The sequence below is a fragment of the Streptosporangium sp. NPDC050148 genome (genome assembly GCF_055586505.1).
On record NZ_JBVJIA010000022.1, the window covers coordinates 125,280 to 146,210 of the forward strand.

Genomic DNA, 20,931 nt, shown 5'->3' on the forward strand with positions numbered 1-20,931 from the left:
ACGGCCCATGAACGACACGCCTGACGAGACATCGAACACGTCCAAGAACGATTCGTACGCCGCCGGTCTCCCCATGGGCATCGCCGTGGGCGTCGCCATCGGCACCGCGCTGGGGATCGCCCTCGACAACCTGGCCATCGGCCTCGGCCTCGGTCTCGCCATCGGCGCCGGGCTGGGGGCGGCCTTCATGGGATGGGGCGCGAGCAAGAAGAAGGACGGTTGACCGGGTGGTCCGTCACCGGCGACCGCCGGGCGGGGAACGCCCGGCCCGGCGATCGCCGGCGATGAACCGGAACCCGGACGCCCCGCCCGCACGTGCGGGCCGCGGGTGTCCCGGCCGACGGTGACCCTGTCCGCCTCGGCGTCGTCCGCCTCGGCCACCTCGGCGTCCGAATCGGCGCGGCAGGAGACGCCCTCCCGGAGCCCGGCTGCTCAGCCGCCGCAGTGGCTCCAGCCGCTCGTCCAGGAGCGCGAGCCGTACGAGCCGCCCCAGATCACGCACTTCTTGGCGGCCGGGAGGCGTACCGGGCCCGCGTAGGCGGTGAACCTGCCGGGGTTGCCCCGGCTGGGGCCGCCCTTCACGCGGAGCGTCGCGTTCATCGCGACCTTGGAGGGGATCACGTACTTCGACAGGGTCACGACGCAGTTCCGGCCCGCCGCGGTGTTGTAGAGCAGGTAGACGGTGGCGACGCCGCCCAGGGAGCGGGAGCCGACCACCCGGTAGCCGCCGCCGCACACCCCGGTGGCCGTGTGCGGGTTGAGCCTTCGAGGGGTGGGCTTCGGGCTCGGCTTGACGGTGGGCTTCGTGGTGGGCTTCGTGGTGGGCTTGACGGTCGGCCCGGGGGTGGGCTTCACCGTCGGTCCGGCGGTGGGCGTGGTGCTCGGATCGCTCGACGGGGCGGGGGCCGGTGAGACGCCGGGGGTGGGGGAGACGCCGGGCGTCCTGCTCGGCCGCGCCGACTCGGCCGGCTCCGCGGACGAGGGCGCGGAGGGGGAGGGGACACCCTCGGACTCCCACCCCGCCTCTCCGGCGTTGGGCCACCGGTCCTCGCCGGGCCGCAGCGACGGCTGCGCGCGGGGCCGGGACGGCGGGGCCGTGGTGGCCGCTTCGTCCTCGGAGGGGGCGGGGGGTTCCTGACCGGCCTCGGAGGGGTCACCGGGCAGGGCCGTCCGGCCGGGCCCGGTCTGCGTCACGCCGGGGACCGCCCTCGGCGCCGCCGCGGCCTTCTCATTCGCCTGGAGGAGCACCACGGTTCCGGTGGCCGTGCCGAGCGCGGCCACCACCGCCACCCCGGCGAACAGCAGCCCCACCGGCCGGCGCGACCGCTCCGGCGTGCCCGGAGTGCCCGGAGTGCCCGGCGCGTCCGGTCCGGCCGAGGGAGCGGGCGGGGCGCCGGTCCCGGAACCGCTCCCGGCACCGGTAACGGAGCCGACAGGGCCGACAGGGCCGACGAGGCCTGCGGAACCGGGGACGGTACCGGCCGTGGCGCCGGTCACAGGACCGGCAGGGCCGACGGAACCTGCGGAACCGGGGACGGTACCGGCCACGGCGCCACCGGTGCCGGACGACGTGAGGGGGTCGGGGAAGGCGAGGACCGCGCCCGTCAGGCGGCCGACGAGGTGCTCGGCGTCGGGACGCAGCGCCGGGTCCTTGGACAGGCAGACCGCGACCAGGTCCCGCAGCGGCCCCTCCAGGGCCCCCAGCTCGGGCTCGGCGTTGAGGATCCGGTTGATCACGGCGGCGATGGAGTCGTGGCCGAACGCCGGCCTGCCGGTCGCGGCGAAGACCATCGTGACGCCCCAGGCGAACACGTCGGCCGCGGCCGTCACCTCGCCGGACCCGAGCTGCTCGGGCGCCAGATAGGACGGGGTCCCCATGGTCACCCCGGTCGCCGTCGTCCCCGGGGAGTCCAGGGCCCTGGCGATCCCGAAGTCGATCACCACCGGGCCCTCGGGGCCCATCAGCACGTTGGCGGGCTTGAAGTCGCGGTGCAGGATGCCCGCCCGGTGGATCGCGGCCAGCGCGGTGGCGGTGCTCACGGCGAGCCGCGCCAGGGAGGCGCCACGCCGGGGCCCCTCGGTCTCGACCAGCCGGCGCAGGGACGGGCCGGGGACGTACTCGCTCACGATGTACGGGCGGCTGCCGGCGAGGTCGGCGTGCAGGACCGGGGCGGTGCAGAAGGGGGCCACCCTGCGCGCGACCGAGACCTCGCGCAGGAACCGGGCCCTGGCCTCGGGGTCACCGGCCGCACCGTGGTGCAGCAGCTTGACGGCGACCGACTCGCCCTGCGGTCCCCGGCCCAGGTAGACGGTGCCCTGGCTGCCCGTCCCGAGCCGTCCGAGCAGCTCGAACGCTCCCAGGTGACGGGGGTCCTCCGGCGTGAGCGGCTCCGCCATGATGCCCCCCTGACAAAACCCCGCGAATGGAATACGTGGTGAAGAACGCTACCAGCGAGGGCGATGAGGTGGATCTCAGACGGTCCTGCCGAAAGCCGAAAGCCGAAAGCCGAAAGCCGAAAGCCGGGGGCCACGGGCCGGGGCCGGGGACGCGGGCCGGTCGAGGGCCGGGGACGCGGGCCGGGCCTCAGATGGCCTTGCCGGGGTTGAGGATGCCGAGCGGGTCGAAGACCGCCTTGATCCCGTGGTGGATCTCCTCGGTGACCGGGCCGGTCTCCAGGGCCAGCCAGCGCCGCTTCAGCAGCCCGACGCCGTGCTCGCCGGTGAGCGTGCCGCCCATCCGCAGGGTCTCCCGGAAGACCGCGTCGGCCGCCTCCCACACCTGGGGCGGGGGCTCGGTCAGGGCGCGGTCGAAGATGAAGACCGGGTGCAGGTTGCCGTCCCCGGCGTGGGCGACCGTGGCGATCACCACGTCGTACCCCGCCGCGATCTCCTCGATCTTCTCGATCATGTACGGCAGCGCGGAGCGCGGCACGCACACGTCCTCGACCAGGCACGTGCCCAGCCGCTCCTTGGCCTGGTAGGCCATCCGCCGGACCGCGATCAGCTCCTCGGCCTCCTGGGGGGACGACGACACCGCCACGAAGGCCGCGCCGCCCGCGGTGCAGAGCTCGGCCATGCGCTCGGCGACGGCCGGGCCGTCCGCCGCGTCCGACTGGCCGATCAGCATCGCCCGGGTCGACTCCTCCAGGCCGATGTTGCGCCAGTCGTCGATGGCCTGGAGCGTGGTGCGGTCCAGCATCTCCATCAGGGAGGGCTGGCAGCCGGCCGCGATGATCGCCGAGACGGCCGCCGCTGCGTCCCTGAGCGAGCCGAACTCGGCCGCGATCGTCGTCGGATGGACCGACGGCGCCCTGCGCAGCCGGACCGTGGCCGCGGTGATCACCCCCAGCGTCCCCTCGGAGCCGACGAACAGGCCGGTCAGGTCGTACCCGGTCACGCCCTTCACGGTGCGCCTGCCGGTGTTGATCACACGCCCGTCCGCGAGCACGACCTCCAGGCCCAGGACCGAGTCGCGGGTCACGCCGTACTTCACGCAGCGCAGCCCGCCCGCGTTGGTGGCCAGGTTGCCGCCGATGGTGGAGATCTCGTACGAGGACGGGTCGGGGGCGTACATCAGCCCGTGCTCGCGCGCGGCCCGGTCCAGGTCGGCGGTGATGACGCCCGGCTCGACCACGGCGATCTCGTCGTCGGGGGACAGCTCCCTGATGGCCGCCATCCGGTGCAGCGACAGCACGACGCACCCCTCGACGGCGGTGGCCCCGCCCGCCAGGCCGGTCCCGGCCCCGCGGGGGACCACCGGGACGCGGTGCGCGCTCGCCCAGGTCATCACGGCGGTCACGTCGTCGCGGGTCTGCGCCAGTACCACGGCCAGCGGGTTCCCCGGCTCCAGGAAGGTCCGGTCGCGGGCGTAGGAGCCGGTCACGTCGGGGTCGGTCAGCACCTTCTCCGGGGTGAGCGCGGAGACGAGTTCGGAGATAGCGGTCACAGCTTGGACTGTACGACCTGAGGCGGGGCCGCCGCCCCGCGCCCCCGTGACCCGAGGTGGGACCGGTCCCGTGCTCCGGCGATCCGGGGCCGGGCTGCCCGCCCCGCGTCCCGTTCCGCCGCGCTCGGCCAGGTCAATCGAAAAGTCCGCCATTTAGGGCAAAAAAGGGCTTTATTGCAGTTTTACAACATCATGCGATCCCTTGACTCTTTCTTTACTTTCTCGTCTAACGTCCCGGTTCGGTGCGCCTCATCGAGCGCGCCGGAGAGGTCCGTGCCCGGTGGAACCCGCGGCACAGGGAGGGGACGACGTTGTCCGGCAGAGTCAGCAGCGGGGGCGCCCGTAGGCGCCTTCTCGCGATCGTTCCCGTGATCGGCCTGGCCGTCACGGGACTGGCTGTGGGCGGTGCCTCGGCCGATACCGACGACTCGGTCGCGCGGTACCAGCCGACCGCGGCCGACTACTACATCAACTACGCGCCGCCCAGGGACGAGCCCGAGGTCGACGACCCGGCCGTGCCCTCGGCCAGGGCACGCAAGGCGAGCCCGTCCAAGAGGATCGACCGCAAGTACTCCGAGGGCAACCCCGCCGCCGCGCGCGTGCTGGCCGCCCGGGAGGCCGAGGCGATCAGGACCGGGCGCAACCCCGTCGACTTCATCTTCAAGAAGTCCAAGACCGTCAGGACGGCCAAGCTCCTGACCCTGCTGGTCGAGTTCAACGACAAGGCCGACGACGACTTCTCCGGCTTCTCCCGCCCGCTGGACGTCAACAGCGAGGACCCGGCCGAGTGCGTCACCGAGCCGGCGGGCACGCTGCTCAACGGCCCGCTGCACAACAAGATCCCCAACCCGGCCACGCTGGCGCACAAGGACAACAACAGCTTCTGGGTGCCCGACTTCAGCCCCGAGCACTTCAACAAGATGCTCTACACCAAGGAGGGCATCACCCAGCGGGTCCGCACCGACCTGACCGACCCCCGGGACGGCAAAAAGGGCATCGACATCTCCCGTCACACCATGAAGAACATGTACGAGGAGATGTCCAAGGGCGCCTACACCGTCACCGGGCAGGCCAGCCCGTGGATCAAGGTGCCGCACTCCGAGGCCTACTACGGCGCCCGCGCCTGCGGCCAGCCGGTGCAGGACATGAGCGGCCACCCGAGCAACCCGCGCGGCGCCGGCCAGCTCGCCATCGACGCGGTGAACACCCTGGTCGCCACCGACCCGGACTTCCCCTGGGCCGACTACGACGTCGAGGACGTGGCCGACTCCGACGGCGACGGCAACCTCGCCGAGCCCGACGGCGTCGTCGACCACCTGGTCCTGGTCCACGCCGGCAAGGACAAGTCCTCCGACGGCGGCGCCGAGGGCACGTACGCGATCTGGGCCCACTCCAGCGCGGTGGCCGGCGGCTACCAGGTGCCCGGCGAGAGCGTGAAGATCTCCAACTACATCGTGCAGCCCGAGGACTCCGGCGTCGGCGTCTTCGCCCACGAGTACGGCCACGACCTGGGCCTGCCGGACCTCTACGACACCACCGGCCAGGCCTCCTCCGCCGTGGACTTCTGGGACCTGATGTCCAGCGGCTCGCACAGCGGCCCGATCTTCCAGTCGATGCCCACCCACATGGGCATCTGGGACAAGTGGATCCTGGGCTGGGCCGACCCCGAGGTCTTCAACCCCGGTGACCGCGCCCGCGCGGTCACGATCGGCCAGGCCTCGCGCACGCCCAAGCTCACCGAGGACGGCGTACGGATCAACCTGGAGAGCGCCCCGCTGAGCATGGTCGAGCCGCACAGCGGCACCAAAACCTGGTGGTCCAACCTCGACCAGGAGTGGGCCGACGTCAAGCTCACCCGCGACGTCCAGGTGCCCGCCGGGACCGACGTGAAGTTCTGGGTCTGGAACAACTACGACATCGAGCAGGACTGGGACTTCGGCTTCATCGAGGTCTCCACCGACGGCGGCGCCACCTGGGCCCAGCAGAAGGTCTACACCGAGGGCGGGGCCCTGGTCTCCACCGACGACGACTACGCCGACCCCAACAAGAACCTCGCCACCTTCGGCGACAAGAAGTACGGCCTCACCGGCACCACCGACGGCTGGCGGCACGACTACGTCGACCTCACCCCGTTCGCCGGCAAGGCCGTCAAGCTCCGCCTGACCTACGACACCGACGCGGCCTTCACCCCGCGCGGCTGGCACGCCGACGACTTCTCGATCACCGACGGCGCCCGGACCGTGTGGAGCGACGACGTCGAGGGCGGCGCCAACGGCTGGACCGCGACCGGCGGCACCTTCACCAACACCCACGGCCAGGGCTGGACGATCAACGACGGCAAGCGCGAGATCTCCCGCTTCTACCTGGCCGAGTGGCGCAACCTCGACGGGTTCGACAAGGGCCTGCAGTACACCTACAGCACCAACTACTCGCGTGAGGGCGCGTGGAAGGTGGAGAAGGTCAAGTACAACGCGCCCGGCCTGCTCATCTGGTACCGCGACTCGACCTACACCAACAACTCGCTGGCCAACAACCTCGAACTGCCGCCCAGCATCGGCTCCAAGGGCAGCCTGATCCTGGTCGACTCCCACTTCGACCCGCTCCGGCGGACCGGCACCGCGGCCGAGAAGGACCCCACCACCCTGAAGAACATGCAGGGACGCGTGCAGACCTCCAACGCCGCCTTCTCCTTCGCCAAGACCTACCCGTTCACCGAGTGCTTCGAGGCGCCCGGGGAGCCGTTCAGCGAGTACTGCACCAAGACGGGCGCGCTGCGCGGCGTCTCGGAGTTCACCGACGCCAAGACCTGGTACCCCGGTTTCGAGGCGCGCGGGACCAGCCTGTTCTACCGCGACTTCGACGCCTCGGTGGTCGTCCCCTCCAAGGGCGACCAGATCTACAGCACCCGGGTGGTCAACGAGGACGGCACCCCGGCCACCGAGCTGTACGGCACCGACATGGGCAACGGCCACGTGCTCGGCTCCGGCGACCCCGGCGACGAGGGCAAGGCGCTGGGGGTGAAGGTCAGGCTCCTGACCCCGCTCATCGGCAACCTCGGCGCGATCGTCCAGGTCACCCCGCCGAAGAAGTGACCGCCTGATCCCCTGGGCAACCGGGTAGGGCCCCGCCGTCGCCGACGGCGGGGCCCTACCATGTGACGGGCACGACCCGACCGGATAGGGGCAGCGTGGGAGAGCTTCGAAGCAAGGCCGAGCACACCGAGGCCATCAGGACCCAGGGCAGGGTCTGCGTGGTCGTCAACACACGCTCGCGCCGCGGCCGCCGTCGCTACCCCGAGGTCGTCCGCCTGCTGCGGGCCGCCGGGTTCGACCCGATCCGGCTCTTCCCCGTGCTCGACCCCCGGCGCCTGCGCGCCACCCTGGAGGAGGCCCTGGCCACCGGGCCCGACCTGCTCGTGGTGGGCGGGGGGGACGGCACGCTCAGCGCCGCCGTCAAGCACGTCGCCCACCGCGACGTGGCCCTCGGCGTGCTCCCCCTGGGCACCACCAACAACTTCGTCCGCAGCCTGGGCGTCCCGCTCGACCTCGCCGGGGCGATCCGGGTGCTGCGCACCGGCAAGGTCGCCGACATCGACCTGGGCATCGCCGGGGACCGCGAGTTCGCCAACCTGGCCAGCTTCGGGGTCTCGGTCGAGGTGGCGGGAACGGTGCGCAACTGGATGAAGCGCCTGCTGGGCCGCGCCGCCTACCCGCTCACCGCGCTGACCGTCCTTCCGGGCCACCGGCCCTTCCGGGCCTTTCTGACCGTGGACGGCCGCCGCCACGAGCTGCTCACCCACCAGCTCAACATCGCCAACGGGCGCTTCCACGGGGGCTGGCAGGTCGCCAAGGACATCAGCATCGACAACGGCCACCTGGTCGCCTACCAGCTCGGCTCGGGCAAGCGGCTGCGCCTGGTGGCGGAGACCCTGCTGCGGGGCGTCAGTGGCCGCTGGCGGAGCGTGGCGGGCGGGCCCTTCGTGGTGGGCCGCGAGATGCACCTGGAGACCGACCCGCCGATGGCGGCCGACGTCGACGGCGAGGTCCGCCTGATGACCCCCATCACGATCCGCACCGTCCCGAACGGCCTGCGGGTGATGGTCCCCGAGGAGTTCGTCGACTCCTGAACGCCCCCCGCGGGCCGCGACGCGGGCCGGCGTGGTGAGCGGTCCTGATTGGAGGCGGCCTTCCGGGGTAGTGGACCGGTCTCACGAGAGGGAGGGACACCATGGCTTCGATCATCGCTCGCGTCAAGAACTACCTGCGGACCCCGCAGGGGCAGCGGAACATGGAGAAGGCCAGGACGATGGCCCGCGACCCGCGCAACCAGCAGAGGATCCGCGGGCTCCTCAGCCGCTTCCGCGGTGGCTCCACCCACCGCCGCTGATCATGCTCCGGCGCCCGCCGGGCCCGTCCAGGGCCGGGCGGAGCCTCGGCACGTCTCCGCGACGGACGTCCCCATGACGACCGTCCTCCAGGACGCCCGTCCGGCGGTCACGCCGCCGGTCGTGCCGTCCCCCGTTCACGTCACTTCCCGGTCATCCGCCGGATCCTCGACCTGAGCCTGCCGAACAGCGGTTCCCGCTCCGGCGGCGCGGCGGCGTCCCTGGCGTCCCCGGCGTTTCCGTCGGCGCCCGCACCGGTCTCCCGGGCCGGGACGCGGCCCGGCCGGCCGGTCGTCGCGTGATCGACCGTTCCCTCCGGGGCCGCGACCTTGCGTACCCCCGGGGTCACCTGTGCCGGACGTTCGGGATCCGGGGCGGGCACGTCCGGAACGGGCACCGGTCCGGCGGGCTCCGGCGCGGGCGGTGACTCCGGCCGCCGCGCCCGGCGCAGATCGGCCAGGGCCTCGGCCGCGCAGGGCCGCCTGCCCGGCGCGTGGTCGCGCATCCGCCGCAGCAGGTCCGTCACCGCCGCGGGCACCTCGTCCGGGGACGCCTCACCCGGGACGGGCCCGGCGTCCGGCCCGGAGGAGGGGAGCCGGCCGGTCAGCACCTGAAACGCGATCACCCCGGCCGCGTACACGTCCGAGGCGGCCGTCATCCGCTCCGGCATGGCCTGGCACTCGGGGGCGGCGTAGTGGGTGTCGAGGACGTTGGGCAGCTCGTTGGCCACGGTGTGCGCGCGCGGGCCCGGCTTGGCGTAGTCGAACCCGGTCAGCATCGCCCGGCCCTCCTCGGTCACCAGCACGCACGCCGGGCTGAGCGCCCGGTGGATCACGTTGTTGGCGTGCACGTGGGCCAGCGCCAGCAGCATGTCCTCCACCACGTCCAGCCGGGCCTCGGCCGGCAGCGTGTCCGACGGCCCGTCCGGGGAGCCGGACAGGTGCAGGTGCAGCGCCCGGCCGTGCACGTCGTCGAGGACCAGCACGAAGCGGCTCTCGTCGTCGACGGCGAAGAAGTCGCGGGCGCGCACCACGCACGGGTGCGCCGGGATCCTGGTGAGCGCCTGGTAGGCGTTGGTGATCAGCCGCCGCTCGGCCGCCCGCGGCTCCTCCTCGGCCAGCGGGTCGGCCCGGTAGACGCGCAGCAGCACCGTCTCGCTGCCCGGCACCGTCGCGTTGATCGCGCGGTACTCGGTGACCCGGGTGTCGCCGCCCAGCTCCTCCTCGACCTCCCAGCTGCCGAACCGCGGCGGCGCCGTCGAACGCCGCACGCTCCCGTTGAGCGCCTCGATGATCGCGGTCCCGTACGGGGTGGTGTCCGTGGTGTGACCGCGCCTGACCCGGGAGACGTCGGCCAGCGTGCCGATCAGCCCGTCCAGGTCGGTGACGTGCCGGGAGTCGCGGCCCGCCGGGTCCACCAGCTCCGCGTCGGCGCCGGTGAGCACCACGAGGCTGTCGACGTAGACCCGGCCCAGCTCGCGGCGCTCCTGGGTGAGCAGCCCCTTCAGGGCGCGCCCGTTGCCGCGCAGCTTGGTCACCGGGGAGCCGAACGCCTGCCGCCGCTGCGGGAACCAGCGCGTCCCGGCGACCTCGATCCGGCCGCGGGTGCCCTTGACGTCGATCACGCAGAGCGAGTGGCCGGTCAGGACGATCACGTCCACCTCGAAGGTGTCGTCGTCGCGGGGCACCTCGATGTTGTGCAGCAGCAGCCAGTCGTCCGGGGCGTGGTCGCGGAGGTGTGCGATGACCCGTCGCTCGGCGTCGTTGACCGGGCTTCCGCCGCCGACGATCTGTGCCATCTGTACCGTGCCGCCTTCCTGATCGTGCTCACCGTGCCCGCAGTATCCCAACAGGCCCGTCCCCGCGGGTACCTTCGCCACCCCGGTGCCCGGGCACGGGCCTGCCTATGATCATGACGTAGTTCCGGGCCCTTCCGCCCGCGCGATCCGCGAGATCGCCGCGGGGGGACGCGGGGGGACGCGGCCCGCCCGCGCGTCCTTCCCGGGCGGGCGTCCCGCGGCCCGGGGACGGTGCGGTCCCCGGTGCGTCCCCCGACACGTCCCCGCCCCGCCCGCCGATCCCTTGATCACGGCCGCGGGACGATGTTTGCCGTGGCCGGAGTGGGTAGACGCCTGTCCTGTAGGGGAGGAGGCACGCCATGACCAATGCCAAGGAGTCGCTGCCCACGTCCGAGCTGATCCGGCAGATGTCGGAACAGGTCTCGCGGCTGGTGAGGGACGAGCTCCGCCTGGCCAAGATCGAGCTGACCGAGAAGGGCAGGCACGCCGGGATCGGCGTCGGACTGTTCGGCGGCGCCGGGGTCGTGGCCCTGTTCGGGGGCGGATGCCTGGTCGCCGCGGTGGTCCTGCTGCTGGCGCAGGTCCTGCCCGCCTGGGCGGCGGCGGCGATCGTGGGCGCGGTACTGCTGGTCGTGGCCGGAGCGCTCGGCTTCTTCGGCAAGCGCCAGGTCACCGAGGCCGTGCCGCCGACCCCCGAACGGACCATCGAGAGCGTCAAGGACGACATCGACGCCGTGAAAGAGAGGGCGCACCGATGACTGAGACAGACCCGGGCGGGGCGCGTCCCCAGCCCGAGGCCGGAACCACCGGAGCCCGCCGCAAAGAGGTCGGCGAGCCCGTGACGCCGGAGGAGAGCGGGTCGCTGAACATCCCGCCCCGGCAGCCGGACGACGCGTCCGACGAGGAGGACGACCCCGGCACCGCGGCGTCCCGGCGCGACGGCGTGGCCCGGTCCCCGGAGGCGCTCAGCGCGGTCCCGGGCCCGGCGGACACCACCCCGTACGCCAACACCGGTGCGGGCAGCACCGAGGCGAAGATCGGAAAGACCGTCGGCGACGACGGGAACGACGCCGAGAGCGTGCGTCGTGACATCGAGGAGGCACGCCGAGAGCTCGGCGACACCGTGGAGGCACTGGTGCACAAGACCGACGTGAAGGCCCGGCTCCAGGAGACCGCGAGCCAGAAGGTCGACGACCTGCGCAAGGTGGGCGCGGCGACCGCGAGCAGCGCCACCGAGATGGTGGGACGGGTCAGGGCCGCCGCCCCGGAGATGGTCGGACGCGTCAGGGAGGCGGCTCCCGAGGTCGTCGGCCGGGTCAAGGAGGTGAGCCCCGTCGACATCAAGGACGCGGCGGGCAGGGTCACCACCGAGGCGGGCAAGCGTCCCGTCGCGACCGCGGCCGTGATGGCCGCGATCGCCCTGGTGCTCTTCAGGATCCTGCGGCGGGGCAAGAAGAAGTAGATGTCCCGCAGCGCCGGCGGAGCCGCTCCCGACACTTCGCGGGGGCGGCTCGCTCTCGTCCCCCGGACCCCCTCGGAGCTGCCCAGGCGGGCCTGGTGGGGGGTGCTCAAGCGCACCGTCTCGGAGTTCCAGGAGGACGGGCTGCCGGACTGGGCCGCGGCCCTCACCTACTACGGGGTGCTCTCGATCTTCCCCGGCCTGATCGTGCTGGTCTCCCTGCTGGGACTGGTCGGCCAGGACGTGATCTCCAGCATCCTGGCCCAGGTCGCGATCCTAGCCCCGGGCGACGTCACGAAGCTGGTGAGCGACCAGATCACCCAGCTGCGCGGCAGCGGCGGCGCCAGGGGCGTCCTGGCCGTCGTCGGCCTGCTGGTCGCCCTGTGGTCGGCGTCGGGCTACATCGCCGCCTTCGTCCGGGCCGGGAACGCGATCTACGACATCCGCGAGGGACGCCCGCTGTGGAAGCTGACGCCGCTGCGGGTCGGGCTGACGCTGGTGTTCGTCGTCCTGATGGCCGCCGGGGCGGTGGCCGTCACCTTCACCGGCAGGCTGGCCGAGCTGGCGGGGAACGCGCTGGGCGTGGGGGAGACCGCGGTCGCCGTCTGGGACTACGCCAAGTGGCCGGTGCTGGTCCTGATCGCCACGGGGCTGGTGATGCTGCTCTACTGGGCCGCGCCCAACGTCCGCCAGCCGGGTTTCCGCTGGATCAGCCCCGGTGGCCTGCTGGCGGTGCTCCTGTGGGTCGTGGTCTCCGCCGGATTCGCGCTCTACGTCGCCAACTTCGGCTCCTACGACAAGACCTACGGCACGCTGGGCGCCGTCGTGGTCTTCCTGGTCTGGCTCTGGCTGTCCAACATGGCCCTGCTGCTGGGGGCCGAGTTCGACGCCGAGCTCATGCGGGGACGCCAGATCGTGGCGGGCCACCCGCCCGAGCAGGAGCCGTACGTCGAACCCAGGGACGAGGCCGAGGACGAGGGGCCGGTCCCGGGTCCCGGCGAGCGCTGACCCCGCACTCCAAAATATCGAGAATTGCTGGATTTATAGCGAAATAGCACGAAGTAAAGCTCTGTTAAGCCTAACGCTTACTTCTCGGGGTAATCTGACCGTTTCCGGGTGGGCGGCGGACCCCCTCCACTCCGCCCGCCCGGGTCCGGGGCCCCGGAGGCACTGCCGCCCGCTCAGCGCCCGCTCAGTGCCCGCTCAGTGCCCGCTCAGTGCCCGCTCAGTGCCCGCTCAGTGCCCGCTCAGTGCCCGCTCAGTGCCCGCTCAGTGCCCGCTCAGTGCCCGGCCGGGTCCGCCAGCTGCCCATCAGTGCCCATCAGTGCCCGCCGGTGCCCGGTCAGCTCCCGGGTCCGGTCAGGACCGGTCGCCTGTCGGGGTTCCTCGGACCTCGTGGAGGATCCCGGCGGGCTCTCCCCGCCCTGCGGCCGGACGCGCGTACGATGTCCCGTCGGCCGGAAGGGCGAACCGTCCATCGTGGACGCGAGGGAGCCCCGCCGGATGTAGCGTTCTGGAAGCAGGACACGTTCTCGGGGCAGGACACACCGGAGGTCGCATGCGCCGTGCTCTCGGGATCGTCGCCGGTCTCGTTCTCGTCGCCGCGGCCCTGGTGCCGCCACAGGCCCAGGCGAGCTGCGTCACCGCGGCGAAGAAGTGCCGGGGAGAGCCGCTGATCGGCATCGAGCTGGTGGCCGGGGCCGTCCCCCGCGCCGGTGATGGTGGCCGGGTCTCCTACACGCTCGACTACGCGATGACCCTGACCCCCTCCTTCGCCCCCTACTGGGGTGACTTCTGGGTGGGAGGCCGCTTCCCCCGGGGTGCGCGGGGCCCCGCCACGGCGACGCTCCTGGACGGCACCGGCAGGCGGCTCGCCGTGCTGGCCTGCCGCGAGCACGCCGACGGCGTCTGGTGCGCCGCCGGGAGCCACCTGCCGCCCCGCGGGCGGATCGTCTTCACGACCCGGCTCGCGCCGGACGGCCCGGGCACCGCCAGGCTCGGCTTCGACAGCTTCGAGGGGCTCGACCGGGAGCAGTCCGAGCGGCGCCGTACCCGCGCGCAGGCCCGCGAGAGGTTCTGCAACCACCGTTTCACCACGACCGTCACCACGCGCCTGACTCCTGAGGAGACGAGTTGAACGCCGTCCTGACCGGTGTGCACCATCTCAAGCTCTGGGTGAGCGACCTGCAGCGCAGCCGAGCCTGGTACGAACGCGTGCTGGGCCTGGAGCACCACATCAGCTTCCAGGACGACGACGGCGTGATCAGGGGCGTGAGCCTCCTCGTCCCCGGCGCGGGCTTCCAGATCGCGCTGCGTGAGAACCCCGCCCTGGCCGCCGCCCTCCGCGACGCCGACCCCTTCGCGCTCCAGGTCACCCGGGAGGGGCTCGATGCCTGGGTCGCCCGCCTGGACGAGCTGGGCGTCCCGCACACTCCGCTCATCAGGGCCTCGGCCGGTCACGCGCTCGGCTTCACCGACCCCGACGGCGTGCAGATCCGCCTGTACGCCCCCGACGAGGAGGTCCAGGCCGCCCAGGTGGACGCCGAGGGGGTCTACCGCTCCGCCCCCTCGGACCCGCCCGGCCCGGACCGGTGACGGGGGCGATCAGGACTCGGTGGCCATGTCGAAGAAGCGCCGTTCCAGCCGTACGGCACGGCGGAAGACGTCGAGCACGCGGAGCCGTTCCTCCTCGCCGAGGCGGGGCCCCAGCCGGTCCAGCTCGCCGCGGATGAACTGCACCCAGGCGCGGAACTCCGGCCCCTCGTGCAGCTCGATCCACTCGCGGTGCACGAAGTTCTGCGGCAGCGGCCCGGTGGCCCGGCTCGCCCACCCCAGGTAGGACCACTCGGCCACGCAGAGCAGCGCCAGGACGGTCGGGTAGTCCAGGCTGCGCCTGGCCTCGTCCATCAGGGCGCGGAACTCCTCGGTGACCGGCTCCAGCCGGGGGGAGGTCAGGTCGCCGGGGGTGGCGCCGAGCGCCTCCAGGGCCCGGTCGAAGTACGTCAGCTCCTCCGAGGTGGCCGTCTGTCCGAGGAAGCGGCCGAACGGCACCCGTGACTCGAAGGTGTCCGCGCTGGCCACGGCCGCGCCGAGCAGGGCCGTGAAGGAGTCGACGAACTGCAGGTCCTGGATCAGGTAGCGCCGCATCGCGGCGTCGGGGACGTCGCCCCGGGTGATCGAGGCGGCGAACGGATGGCTCACCACCGCGGTCCACTCGGGCTCGCTCAGCGAGCGCAGCCACTCGCTGAAGGAGGGGTCCGCGGCACCCGCCCGCCACTCGTCGTAGGGAACGACCTGCTCCACCGGTCTTCTCCTCGCGCTCCGGCCTTCCGGCCCGTCCGCATCGCCGTCAGCGTGAATGCTAACCCGTCGAGTGCGGCCGCGGCGGTCGCGGGACGCGCCGCTGTGAGGCGCTTTCCCCTACGATCGCCGGGTGACCGCCTACCAGGCACTCGCCGCGGACCTGCGCCGTCGCATCGTCTCGGGGGAGTTCCGGCCGGGGGACCGGTTGCCCGTCGAACCCGAGCTGTGCGCCGGGTACGGCGTCAGCCGCAGCACGGTCCGCGAGGCGCTGCGGCTGCTGACCAGCCAGAACCTGATCAGGACCGTGCGCGGGACGGCCGGGGGCAGCTTCGTCGCCCACCCCGACCCCGACCACATCAGCGCCTACCTGGAGACCAGCGTCGACATGATGCGGCCGGGCATCGACCAGCTCACCGAGATCAGGGAGCTGCTGGAGGTGCCCGCGGCCGGGCTGGCCGCCCTGCGCCGTACCGGGACCGACCTGGAGGCGCTGCGGGACTGCATCGCCGGGGCGCGCGGCCGCGCGGCCGGGGAGGTCTTCGCGCCCAACCGCGACTTCCACGTGGTGCTCCTGCGCGCCGCGGGCAACCCGCTGCTGGAGATCGTGGCCCGGCCGGTCTTCGAGGTGCTGGAGGGGCGCTTCGTCCGGGACCGCGCGCCCCGCGCCGCCCTCGACGCCATCGACCGCGAGCACCGGATCGTGCTGCGCCACGTCGAGGCCGGGGACGCCGAGGGCGCCCGCGAGGCCACCCGCAGGCACCTGGAGAACCTCAGGACGGTCTACTACCCGAGCGTGGAGCGGCCCCCCGCCCCCGGTCCCGGTCCCGGTCCGGGTCCCGATCCCGCCGGGCACGGCGCGGAACCGCGCGACCCCGCCCTCGCCGGCCGGGACCCCGCGGCCCGCGGTTCCGTACCGGACACGGGGGAAGAAATGCCCGAGCGGGCCATTGACCGGTAAAACGTCAGACGATTAGCGTCAAGGTCCCGCCGTCCAGGGGAGAGACCGTGACCGTGCACGAACCCGGCCTGGGCCGGTACTACGAGGACTTCGTCGTCGGCGACGTCTACCGGCACCCGCTCGGCCGCACGATCAGCGAGGCCGACAACACCTGGTTCACCCTGCTGACGATGAACACCAACCAGAACCACTTCAACGCCCACTTCGCCGCGCGCGCCCCGGTCGGGAGGATCATCGTCAACTCCGGGCTGACCGTGGCCGTCGTGCTCGGCCTCTCGGTGATCGACGTCAGCCAGACCGCCCTGATGAACCTCGGCTGGGACGAGATCAGGCTCACCCACCCGGTCTTCCTGGGCGACACCCTGTACGCCGAGTCGATCGTGGTCGAGAAGCGCGAGTCGAGGTCCCGCCCGTACGCGGGGATCGTCACCTGCCGGACCCGCGGGCTCAACCAGGACGGCGACGAGGTCATGTCCTGGCGCCGCGCGGTGATGGTCTACCGCCGCGACGCCCCGCACGACAAGAACTACTTCCCGCAGGCCAAGAACGGCCCGCTCACCCCCTGAGGGGCGCCTCCTTCCGAAAGGACCTCGCGATGGACTTCGAGCTCAACGAGGAACAGCAGCTGTTCCGCCGGACCCTGCGGGAGTTCGTCGACAAGGAGATCGTGCCGGTCGCCCCCGAGTGGGAACGGACCGGCCGCTACCCCACGGAGATCGTCGAGGGGTTCGGGCGGATGGGGCTGTTCGGCATCACGATCCCCGAGGAGTACGGCGGGCTGGCGCTGGACCGGGTGTCGTTCGCCCTGGTCTTCGAGGAGATCGCGCGCGGCTGGATGGGCGTGGCCGGGGTGCTCGGCTCGCACTCGCTGGCCTCCTGGATGATCGCCAGGTACGGCACCGAGGAGCAGAAGGACGCCTACCTGCCCGACCTGGCCACCGGTGCCCGCCGTACCGGCATCGCGCTGACCGAACCGGCGGCGGGCACCGACCTGCAGGGCATCCAGACCCGGGCCGTCCGCGACGGCGACCACTACGTGATCAACGGCACCAAGACCTGGATCACCAACGCCCGGCACGCCGACCCGATGCCCGTGCTGGTCAAGACCTCGCTGACCGACCCGGCGCACCGCGGCATGTCGCTGATCCTCGTCGAGGCCGGCACCCCCGGCTACACCGTCAGCCGGGACCTGCCCAAGCTCGGCTACAAGGGCACCGAGACCTGCGAGATCGTGCTGCAGGACGTGCGCGTTCCGGTGTCGGCGCTGCTCGGCGGGACCGAGGGGCGGGGCATGCAGCAGGCGCTGTCCGCGCTGGAGCTCGGCCGGGTCAACATCGCGGCCCGCGCGGTCGGGCTGTCCCAGTGCGCCTACGACGCCGCGCTGAGCTACTCGCGCGAGCGCCACGCCTTCGGGCAGCCGATCGCCGGCTTCCAGGCCGTCCAGCTCAAGCTCGCCGACATGGCCACCGACATCCAGGCGGCCCGGCTGCTGACCTACTGGGCGGCGGTCCGCTCCGAGAGCGGCGCGGTGAACTCCGAGGCCGCCATGGCCAAGTACTTCGCGTCCGAGGTCGCGCTGCGCGCCACCATGGAGGCCATGCGGATCCACGGCGGGTACGGCTACTCGCAGGAGTTCGTCCTGGAGCGGCTCTACCGGGACGCGCCCCTGATGGCCATCGGCGAGGGCACCAACGACATCCAGCGCATGGTCATCGCCAGATCCCTGATCTCCGGGAGCGCCAAGGTCGGCTGGTGACCACCGCCACGGCACCCGCAGCGCTACGGCACCCGCACCATCCACGGGTCCGGCGGGTCCGGAACGACGGCCGGTCCTGCCCTATCCTGGCGTGATGCCGGATGAGGAGTGCCTGTTCTGCGCCATCGCGGCCGGGGAGCGCCCGGGCCACGTCGTCTTCTCCGACGACGTGGGCGCGGCCTTCCTGGACGTCCGGCCGGTCTTCAAGGGGCACGTGCTGGTGGTCCCGCGCGCCCATGCCGAGACGCTGACGGACCTCCCGGTGCCGCTGGTCGGCCCGTTCTTCGAGCGCGTCCGCGCCGTCGCCGGCGCCGTGGAGCGGGGGCTGGGGGCGGGCGGCACGTTCGTGGCGATGAACAACCGGATCAGCCAGAGCGTCCCGCACCTGCACGCCCACGTCGTCCCGCGCAACCGCAAGGACGGCCTGCGCGGCTTCTTCTGGCCCCGGACGAAGTACGACGACCCGGCCGAGGCCGAGTCCTACGCCCGCCGCGTCCGCGAGGCCCTGGACGGCTCCCTCCCGTCGGACGGCTGAGCCTCCGCCGCGCCGCGCGACCCGGCCCCCCGTCCCGCCCGGCTCCGGACGAGCGCCACCAGACGGGCCGCGGCGGGCTGCCCCAGGAGGACCCCGAGCAGGGTCAGCGCCAGCCCGCAGAGCTGCCGCGCGGTGAGCGCCTCCCCGGCGACCGTCGTGCCGAGCAGCACCCCGGTCACCGGGTTCAGCAACCCGGCCAGTCCCACGGTGCCCGTCGGCAGGTGCCTCAGCCCGGCGAACCAGGCGACGAAGGCCAGGGCCGTGGCCACCACGGTGACGTACCCGAACGCGAGGAGCGCGGGTCCGTCCAGCTCCGGCGGCGGGCCCTCCAGCACGACGGCGAAGGGCAGCAGGACGACCCCGCCGGCGATGAGCTGCCAGGAGGTCGACGCCGTCACGTCGGTGTCCGCGTCGTTCCACCTCTTGGCCAGCACGTGACCGATCGACGACATCACCATGGCCACGACCGAGGCGAGCACGCCGAGGGCGTCGACGGCGGCCACGCCGGTGAACAGCATGAGGCACACCCCGGTGACACCGGCGCCCGCTCCGGCCAGGTGCGCGACCCGCGGGCGTTCCGACAGCAGCGGCCAGGCCAGGAGCATCATCACCACGGGCGACGTCGCCATGATCGTCGAGGCGACGCTCGTCGGCAGCAGCTGGGCCGCGAGGTAGATCAGCGCGAAGAACGCGCTCATGTTGAGGGTCCCCAGGACCACCGACCGCCACCACCACGACCCGCGCGGAAGCCTCCGGGCGACCAGGAGGAGCAGCAGCCCCGCGGGCAGTGCCCGGACGACCGCGCCGTACAGGGGGTGGTCGGGCGGCAGGAAACGGTGGGTGACGAAGTAGGTCGTCCCCCACGCGACCGGCGCCAGCGCCGTGACCGGCACCCACCGGAAATTACCTTCCATGGAAGACAATATAGCTTCCATGGAAGCTATGCTCGTCCCATGAGCGAACCCCTGGACCACGTGGCCCGCATCCAGCGCGAGTGGGCCCGCGAACGCCCGGATGTGGACGTGAGCCCGCAGGGGGTCATCGGGCGCCTGCACCGCCTGGCCGGGCACCTCACCGAACAGCTCTGCGTCGTCTACCGCAGGTACGGGCTCTCGGAGGGGGACTTCGACGTCCTGGCCACCCTGCGGCGCGGGGGCCCGCCCTTCGAGCGCGCCCCGGGCGAGCTCGCCGCCTTCACCATGGTCACCACCGGCGCGATGACCAAGCGCGTCGACCGGCTCGAACGCGACGGGCTCGTCACCCGCCGTCGCAGCGAGAGCGACGGCCGGGGGAGGGTGGTCGCGCTCACCGCCGCGGGCAGGGAGCTGATCGACCGGGCGTTCGCCGAGCACATGCGCAACGAGCGCCGCCTCCTCGACGAGCTGCCCCCCGGGCAGGCCGCGCGGCTGGAGGAGATCCTGACCACCTGGCTGGCCCGCTTCGAGACCCCCGTACGGGCACGGGACCGAGTCCTCACCGCCCCTGTCCTGATGAGGAAAGCTCCGTGATCTCCATGGACGAGGCACGGACGGGACGGGGAGTATAAGGTCCGGAGCGTGGAACCCGTCGTCGCCGTGCTGCTGGTCACCGCCCTGGTCGGCGTGCCCGCGCTGGTGCTGTGGCGGGTGCTGCGCGGGCGCCGGGAGCTGGGCAGCAGCCCGGCGGAGCGGGCCACGTTCGAGACCCTGCACACCGCCTCGCTGGCCGCGCCGCCGCTGCGGGCCGGGCTGACCGAGGCCGGCGCGCAGAAGGCGTCCCGGTACCTGCGCGAGCTGCTGGGCTCCCCGGCGCTGGCCATCACCGACGAGAAGCGGCTGCTGGTCTACGACGGGGAGGGCGACCACCACGCCCGGGACGCGTTCACCCACGCCGACAGGACCCTCGCCGGGGGGCGGACCAGGGTGCTGGGCCCGGAGGTCGTCTCGTGCGACCTGCCCGAGTGCCCGATCAGGTTCGCCGTGGTGGTGCCGCTCACCACCGACGGCCGGGTGGTCGGTTCCCTGGCCGCGTACGGCGGGCACGCCTCGGCCGGGCTGGTCAGGGCCGTCCACGAGGTCGCCAGCTGGGTGGACTCGCAGCTGGAGCTGGCCGAGCTCGACCGGTCCAGGACGCGCCTGATGGAGGCCGAGGTGCGGGCGCTGCGGGCGCAGATCTCCCCGCACTTCATCTACAACTCGCTGACCACGATCGCCAGCTTCGTCCGCTCCGACCCGGACCGCTCCCGCGAGCTGCTGCTGGAGTTCGCCGACTTCACCCGCTACTCCTTCCGGCGGCACGGGGAGTTCACCACGCTGGCCGAGGAGCTGCGCTCGATCGACCGGTACCTGACCCTGGAACGTGCCCGCTTCGGCGACCAGCTCCACGTGACGCTCCGCATCGCCCCGGAGGTGCTGCCGGTGGCGGTGCCCTTCCTGTGCCTGCAGCCGCTGGTGGAGAACGCCGTCCAGCACGGGCTGGAGAGCAAGCCGGGGGTCGGGCGCATCTCGATCATCGCCGAGGACGCCGGGGCCGAGTGCCGGATCAGCGTGGAGGACGACGGCGTCGGCATGGAGCCGGCCCGCCTGCGCCGCATCCTGGCCGGTGACGCCGACGAGCGCTCCGGGGCCGGGGGGGTGGGGCTGGTCAACGTGGACGAACGGCTGCGCCAGGTCTACGGTGACGAGTACGGCCTGGTGGCGGAGACGGCCAAGGGGGCGGGCACGAAGGTCAGCGTCCGCCTGCCGAAGTATCATCCGGGTGTCTCGGCCCGTTGAACCCGAGCCCGGCCGGCCGGTGACCACCACGTCCGCCGT

At 72.6% G+C, this 20,931-nt stretch carries 20 protein-coding genes; 15 read left to right on the plus strand and 5 right to left on the minus strand.

Annotated features, from left to right (window positions below; translation table 11 throughout):
* Nucleotides 1-7 precede the first annotated feature (7 nt).
* Nucleotides 8-223 (plus strand): glycine zipper domain-containing protein, encoded by a 216-nt coding sequence (locus ACZ6RT_RS24570; protein WP_470156362.1) that lies wholly within the window; start codon nt 8-10, stop codon nt 221-223.
* A 209-nt stretch (nt 224-432) separates the two neighbouring features.
* On the opposite strand, the gene ACZ6RT_RS24575 is transcribed toward ACZ6RT_RS24570, so the two are convergent.
* Together ACZ6RT_RS24575 and ACZ6RT_RS24580 are read right to left on the minus strand one after the other, a co-directional pair.
* Nucleotides 433-2,397, minus strand: a complete 1,965-nt coding sequence (locus ACZ6RT_RS24575) for a serine/threonine protein kinase (protein WP_470156363.1) — start codon at nt 2,395-2,397, stop codon at nt 433-435.
* 187 nt (nt 2,398-2,584) lie between these two features.
* Nucleotides 2,585-3,946: an FAD-binding oxidoreductase gene (locus ACZ6RT_RS24580; protein ID WP_470156365.1), complete on the minus strand. Its 1,362-nt coding sequence runs from the start codon at nt 3,944-3,946 to the stop codon at nt 2,585-2,587.
* A 311-nt stretch (nt 3,947-4,257) separates the two neighbouring features.
* Here ACZ6RT_RS24580 and ACZ6RT_RS24585 point away from each other — a divergent pair, with 311 nt between their 5' ends.
* The 3 genes from ACZ6RT_RS24585 (at nt 4,258) to ACZ6RT_RS24595 (ending at nt 8,332) form a co-directional block, all read left to right on the plus strand.
* Nucleotides 4,258-7,038, plus strand: a complete 2,781-nt coding sequence (locus ACZ6RT_RS24585) for an immune inhibitor A domain-containing protein (protein ID WP_470156367.1) — start codon at nt 4,258-4,260, stop codon at nt 7,036-7,038.
* Between the two features lie 95 nt (nt 7,039-7,133).
* Nucleotides 7,134-8,072, plus strand: a complete 939-nt coding sequence (locus ACZ6RT_RS24590) for a diacylglycerol/lipid kinase family protein (protein ID WP_470156368.1) — start codon at nt 7,134-7,136, stop codon at nt 8,070-8,072.
* A gap of 101 nt (nt 8,073-8,173) precedes the next feature.
* The gene (locus ACZ6RT_RS24595) at nt 8,174-8,332 is read left to right on the plus strand and encodes a hypothetical protein (protein ID WP_399192848.1); all 159 of its coding nucleotides are present in this window, start codon (nt 8,174-8,176) and stop codon (nt 8,330-8,332) included.
* A gap of 140 nt (nt 8,333-8,472) precedes the next feature.
* Here ACZ6RT_RS24595 and mads6 read toward each other — a convergent pair whose 3' ends face one another.
* The gene (gene mads6 / locus ACZ6RT_RS24600; RefSeq protein ID WP_470156370.1) at nt 8,473-10,128 is read right to left on the minus strand and encodes a methylation-associated defense system protein kinase MAD6; all 1,656 of its coding nucleotides are present in this window, start codon (nt 10,126-10,128) and stop codon (nt 8,473-8,475) included.
* A 359-nt stretch (nt 10,129-10,487) separates the two neighbouring features.
* On the opposite strand from mads6, the gene ACZ6RT_RS24605 reads away from it, so the two are divergent.
* The 5 genes from ACZ6RT_RS24605 to ACZ6RT_RS24625 all read left to right on the plus strand — a co-directional run bounded on the left by ACZ6RT_RS24605 (nt 10,488) and on the right by ACZ6RT_RS24625 (nt 14,182).
* Complete coding sequence (locus ACZ6RT_RS24605) at nt 10,488-10,886, plus strand: phage holin family protein (protein ID WP_344900402.1); 399 nt, start codon at nt 10,488-10,490, stop codon at nt 10,884-10,886.
* Nucleotides 10,883-11,590 carry a DUF3618 domain-containing protein gene (locus ACZ6RT_RS24610; protein WP_399192844.1) on the plus strand — a complete coding sequence of 236 codons (708 nt, stop codon included), beginning with the start codon at nt 10,883-10,885 and terminating at the stop codon, nt 11,588-11,590. The genes ACZ6RT_RS24605 and ACZ6RT_RS24610 overlap by 4 nt, the downstream gene beginning before the upstream one ends.
* Nucleotides 11,591-12,595, plus strand: coding sequence for a YihY/virulence factor BrkB family protein (locus ACZ6RT_RS24615; protein WP_399192842.1), 1,005 nt, complete (start codon nt 11,591-11,593; stop codon nt 12,593-12,595).
* A gap of 550 nt (nt 12,596-13,145) precedes the next feature.
* On the plus strand, nt 13,146-13,724 hold the full coding sequence (locus ACZ6RT_RS24620; RefSeq protein ID WP_470156372.1) for a hypothetical protein: 579 nt from the start codon (nt 13,146-13,148) through the stop codon (nt 13,722-13,724).
* Nucleotides 13,721-14,182 (plus strand): VOC family protein, encoded by a 462-nt coding sequence (locus ACZ6RT_RS24625; protein WP_470156374.1) that lies wholly within the window; start codon nt 13,721-13,723, stop codon nt 14,180-14,182. The genes ACZ6RT_RS24620 and ACZ6RT_RS24625 overlap by 4 nt, the downstream gene beginning before the upstream one ends.
* A 9-nt stretch (nt 14,183-14,191) precedes the next feature.
* On the opposite strand, the gene ACZ6RT_RS24630 is transcribed toward ACZ6RT_RS24625, so the two are convergent.
* Complete coding sequence (locus ACZ6RT_RS24630; RefSeq protein ID WP_470156376.1) at nt 14,192-14,890, minus strand: TenA family protein; 699 nt, start codon at nt 14,888-14,890, stop codon at nt 14,192-14,194.
* 130 nt (nt 14,891-15,020) lie between these two features.
* On the opposite strand from ACZ6RT_RS24630, the gene ACZ6RT_RS24635 reads away from it, so the two are divergent.
* The 4 genes from ACZ6RT_RS24635 to ACZ6RT_RS24650 all read left to right on the plus strand — a co-directional run bounded on the left by ACZ6RT_RS24635 (nt 15,021) and on the right by ACZ6RT_RS24650 (nt 18,139).
* Nucleotides 15,021-15,848, plus strand: a complete 828-nt coding sequence (locus tag ACZ6RT_RS24635; protein ID WP_470156378.1) for a FadR/GntR family transcriptional regulator — start codon at nt 15,021-15,023, stop codon at nt 15,846-15,848.
* A gap of 47 nt (nt 15,849-15,895) precedes the next feature.
* Nucleotides 15,896-16,414, plus strand: coding sequence for a MaoC family dehydratase (locus tag ACZ6RT_RS24640; RefSeq protein WP_399192832.1), 519 nt, complete (start codon nt 15,896-15,898; stop codon nt 16,412-16,414).
* A gap of 29 nt (nt 16,415-16,443) precedes the next feature.
* The gene (locus ACZ6RT_RS24645; RefSeq protein ID WP_399192830.1) at nt 16,444-17,604 is read left to right on the plus strand and encodes an acyl-CoA dehydrogenase family protein; all 1,161 of its coding nucleotides are present in this window, start codon (nt 16,444-16,446) and stop codon (nt 17,602-17,604) included.
* Between the two features lie 94 nt (nt 17,605-17,698).
* Nucleotides 17,699-18,139, plus strand: a complete 441-nt coding sequence (locus ACZ6RT_RS24650) for an HIT family protein (RefSeq protein WP_399192828.1) — start codon at nt 17,699-17,701, stop codon at nt 18,137-18,139.
* Here ACZ6RT_RS24650 and ACZ6RT_RS24655 read toward each other — a convergent pair.
* The gene (locus ACZ6RT_RS24655; protein WP_470156381.1) at nt 18,085-19,053 is read right to left on the minus strand and encodes an EamA family transporter; all 969 of its coding nucleotides are present in this window, start codon (nt 19,051-19,053) and stop codon (nt 18,085-18,087) included. The two genes, ACZ6RT_RS24650 and ACZ6RT_RS24655, sit on opposite strands and share 55 nt — an antisense overlap.
* A 39-nt stretch (nt 19,054-19,092) precedes the next feature.
* Between ACZ6RT_RS24655 and ACZ6RT_RS24660 the strand changes: the two genes are divergently transcribed.
* Entirely contained in the window at nt 19,093-19,647 is a 555-nt protein-coding gene (locus ACZ6RT_RS24660; RefSeq protein WP_470156383.1) for a MarR family winged helix-turn-helix transcriptional regulator, read from the plus strand.
* Nucleotides 19,648-19,695: 48 nt separating this feature from the next.
* A complete protein-coding gene (locus tag ACZ6RT_RS24665; protein ID WP_470156385.1) occupies nt 19,696-20,892 on the plus strand; it encodes a sensor histidine kinase in 1,197 nt (398 codons plus the stop codon).
* Nucleotides 20,893-20,931 lie beyond the last annotated feature (39 nt).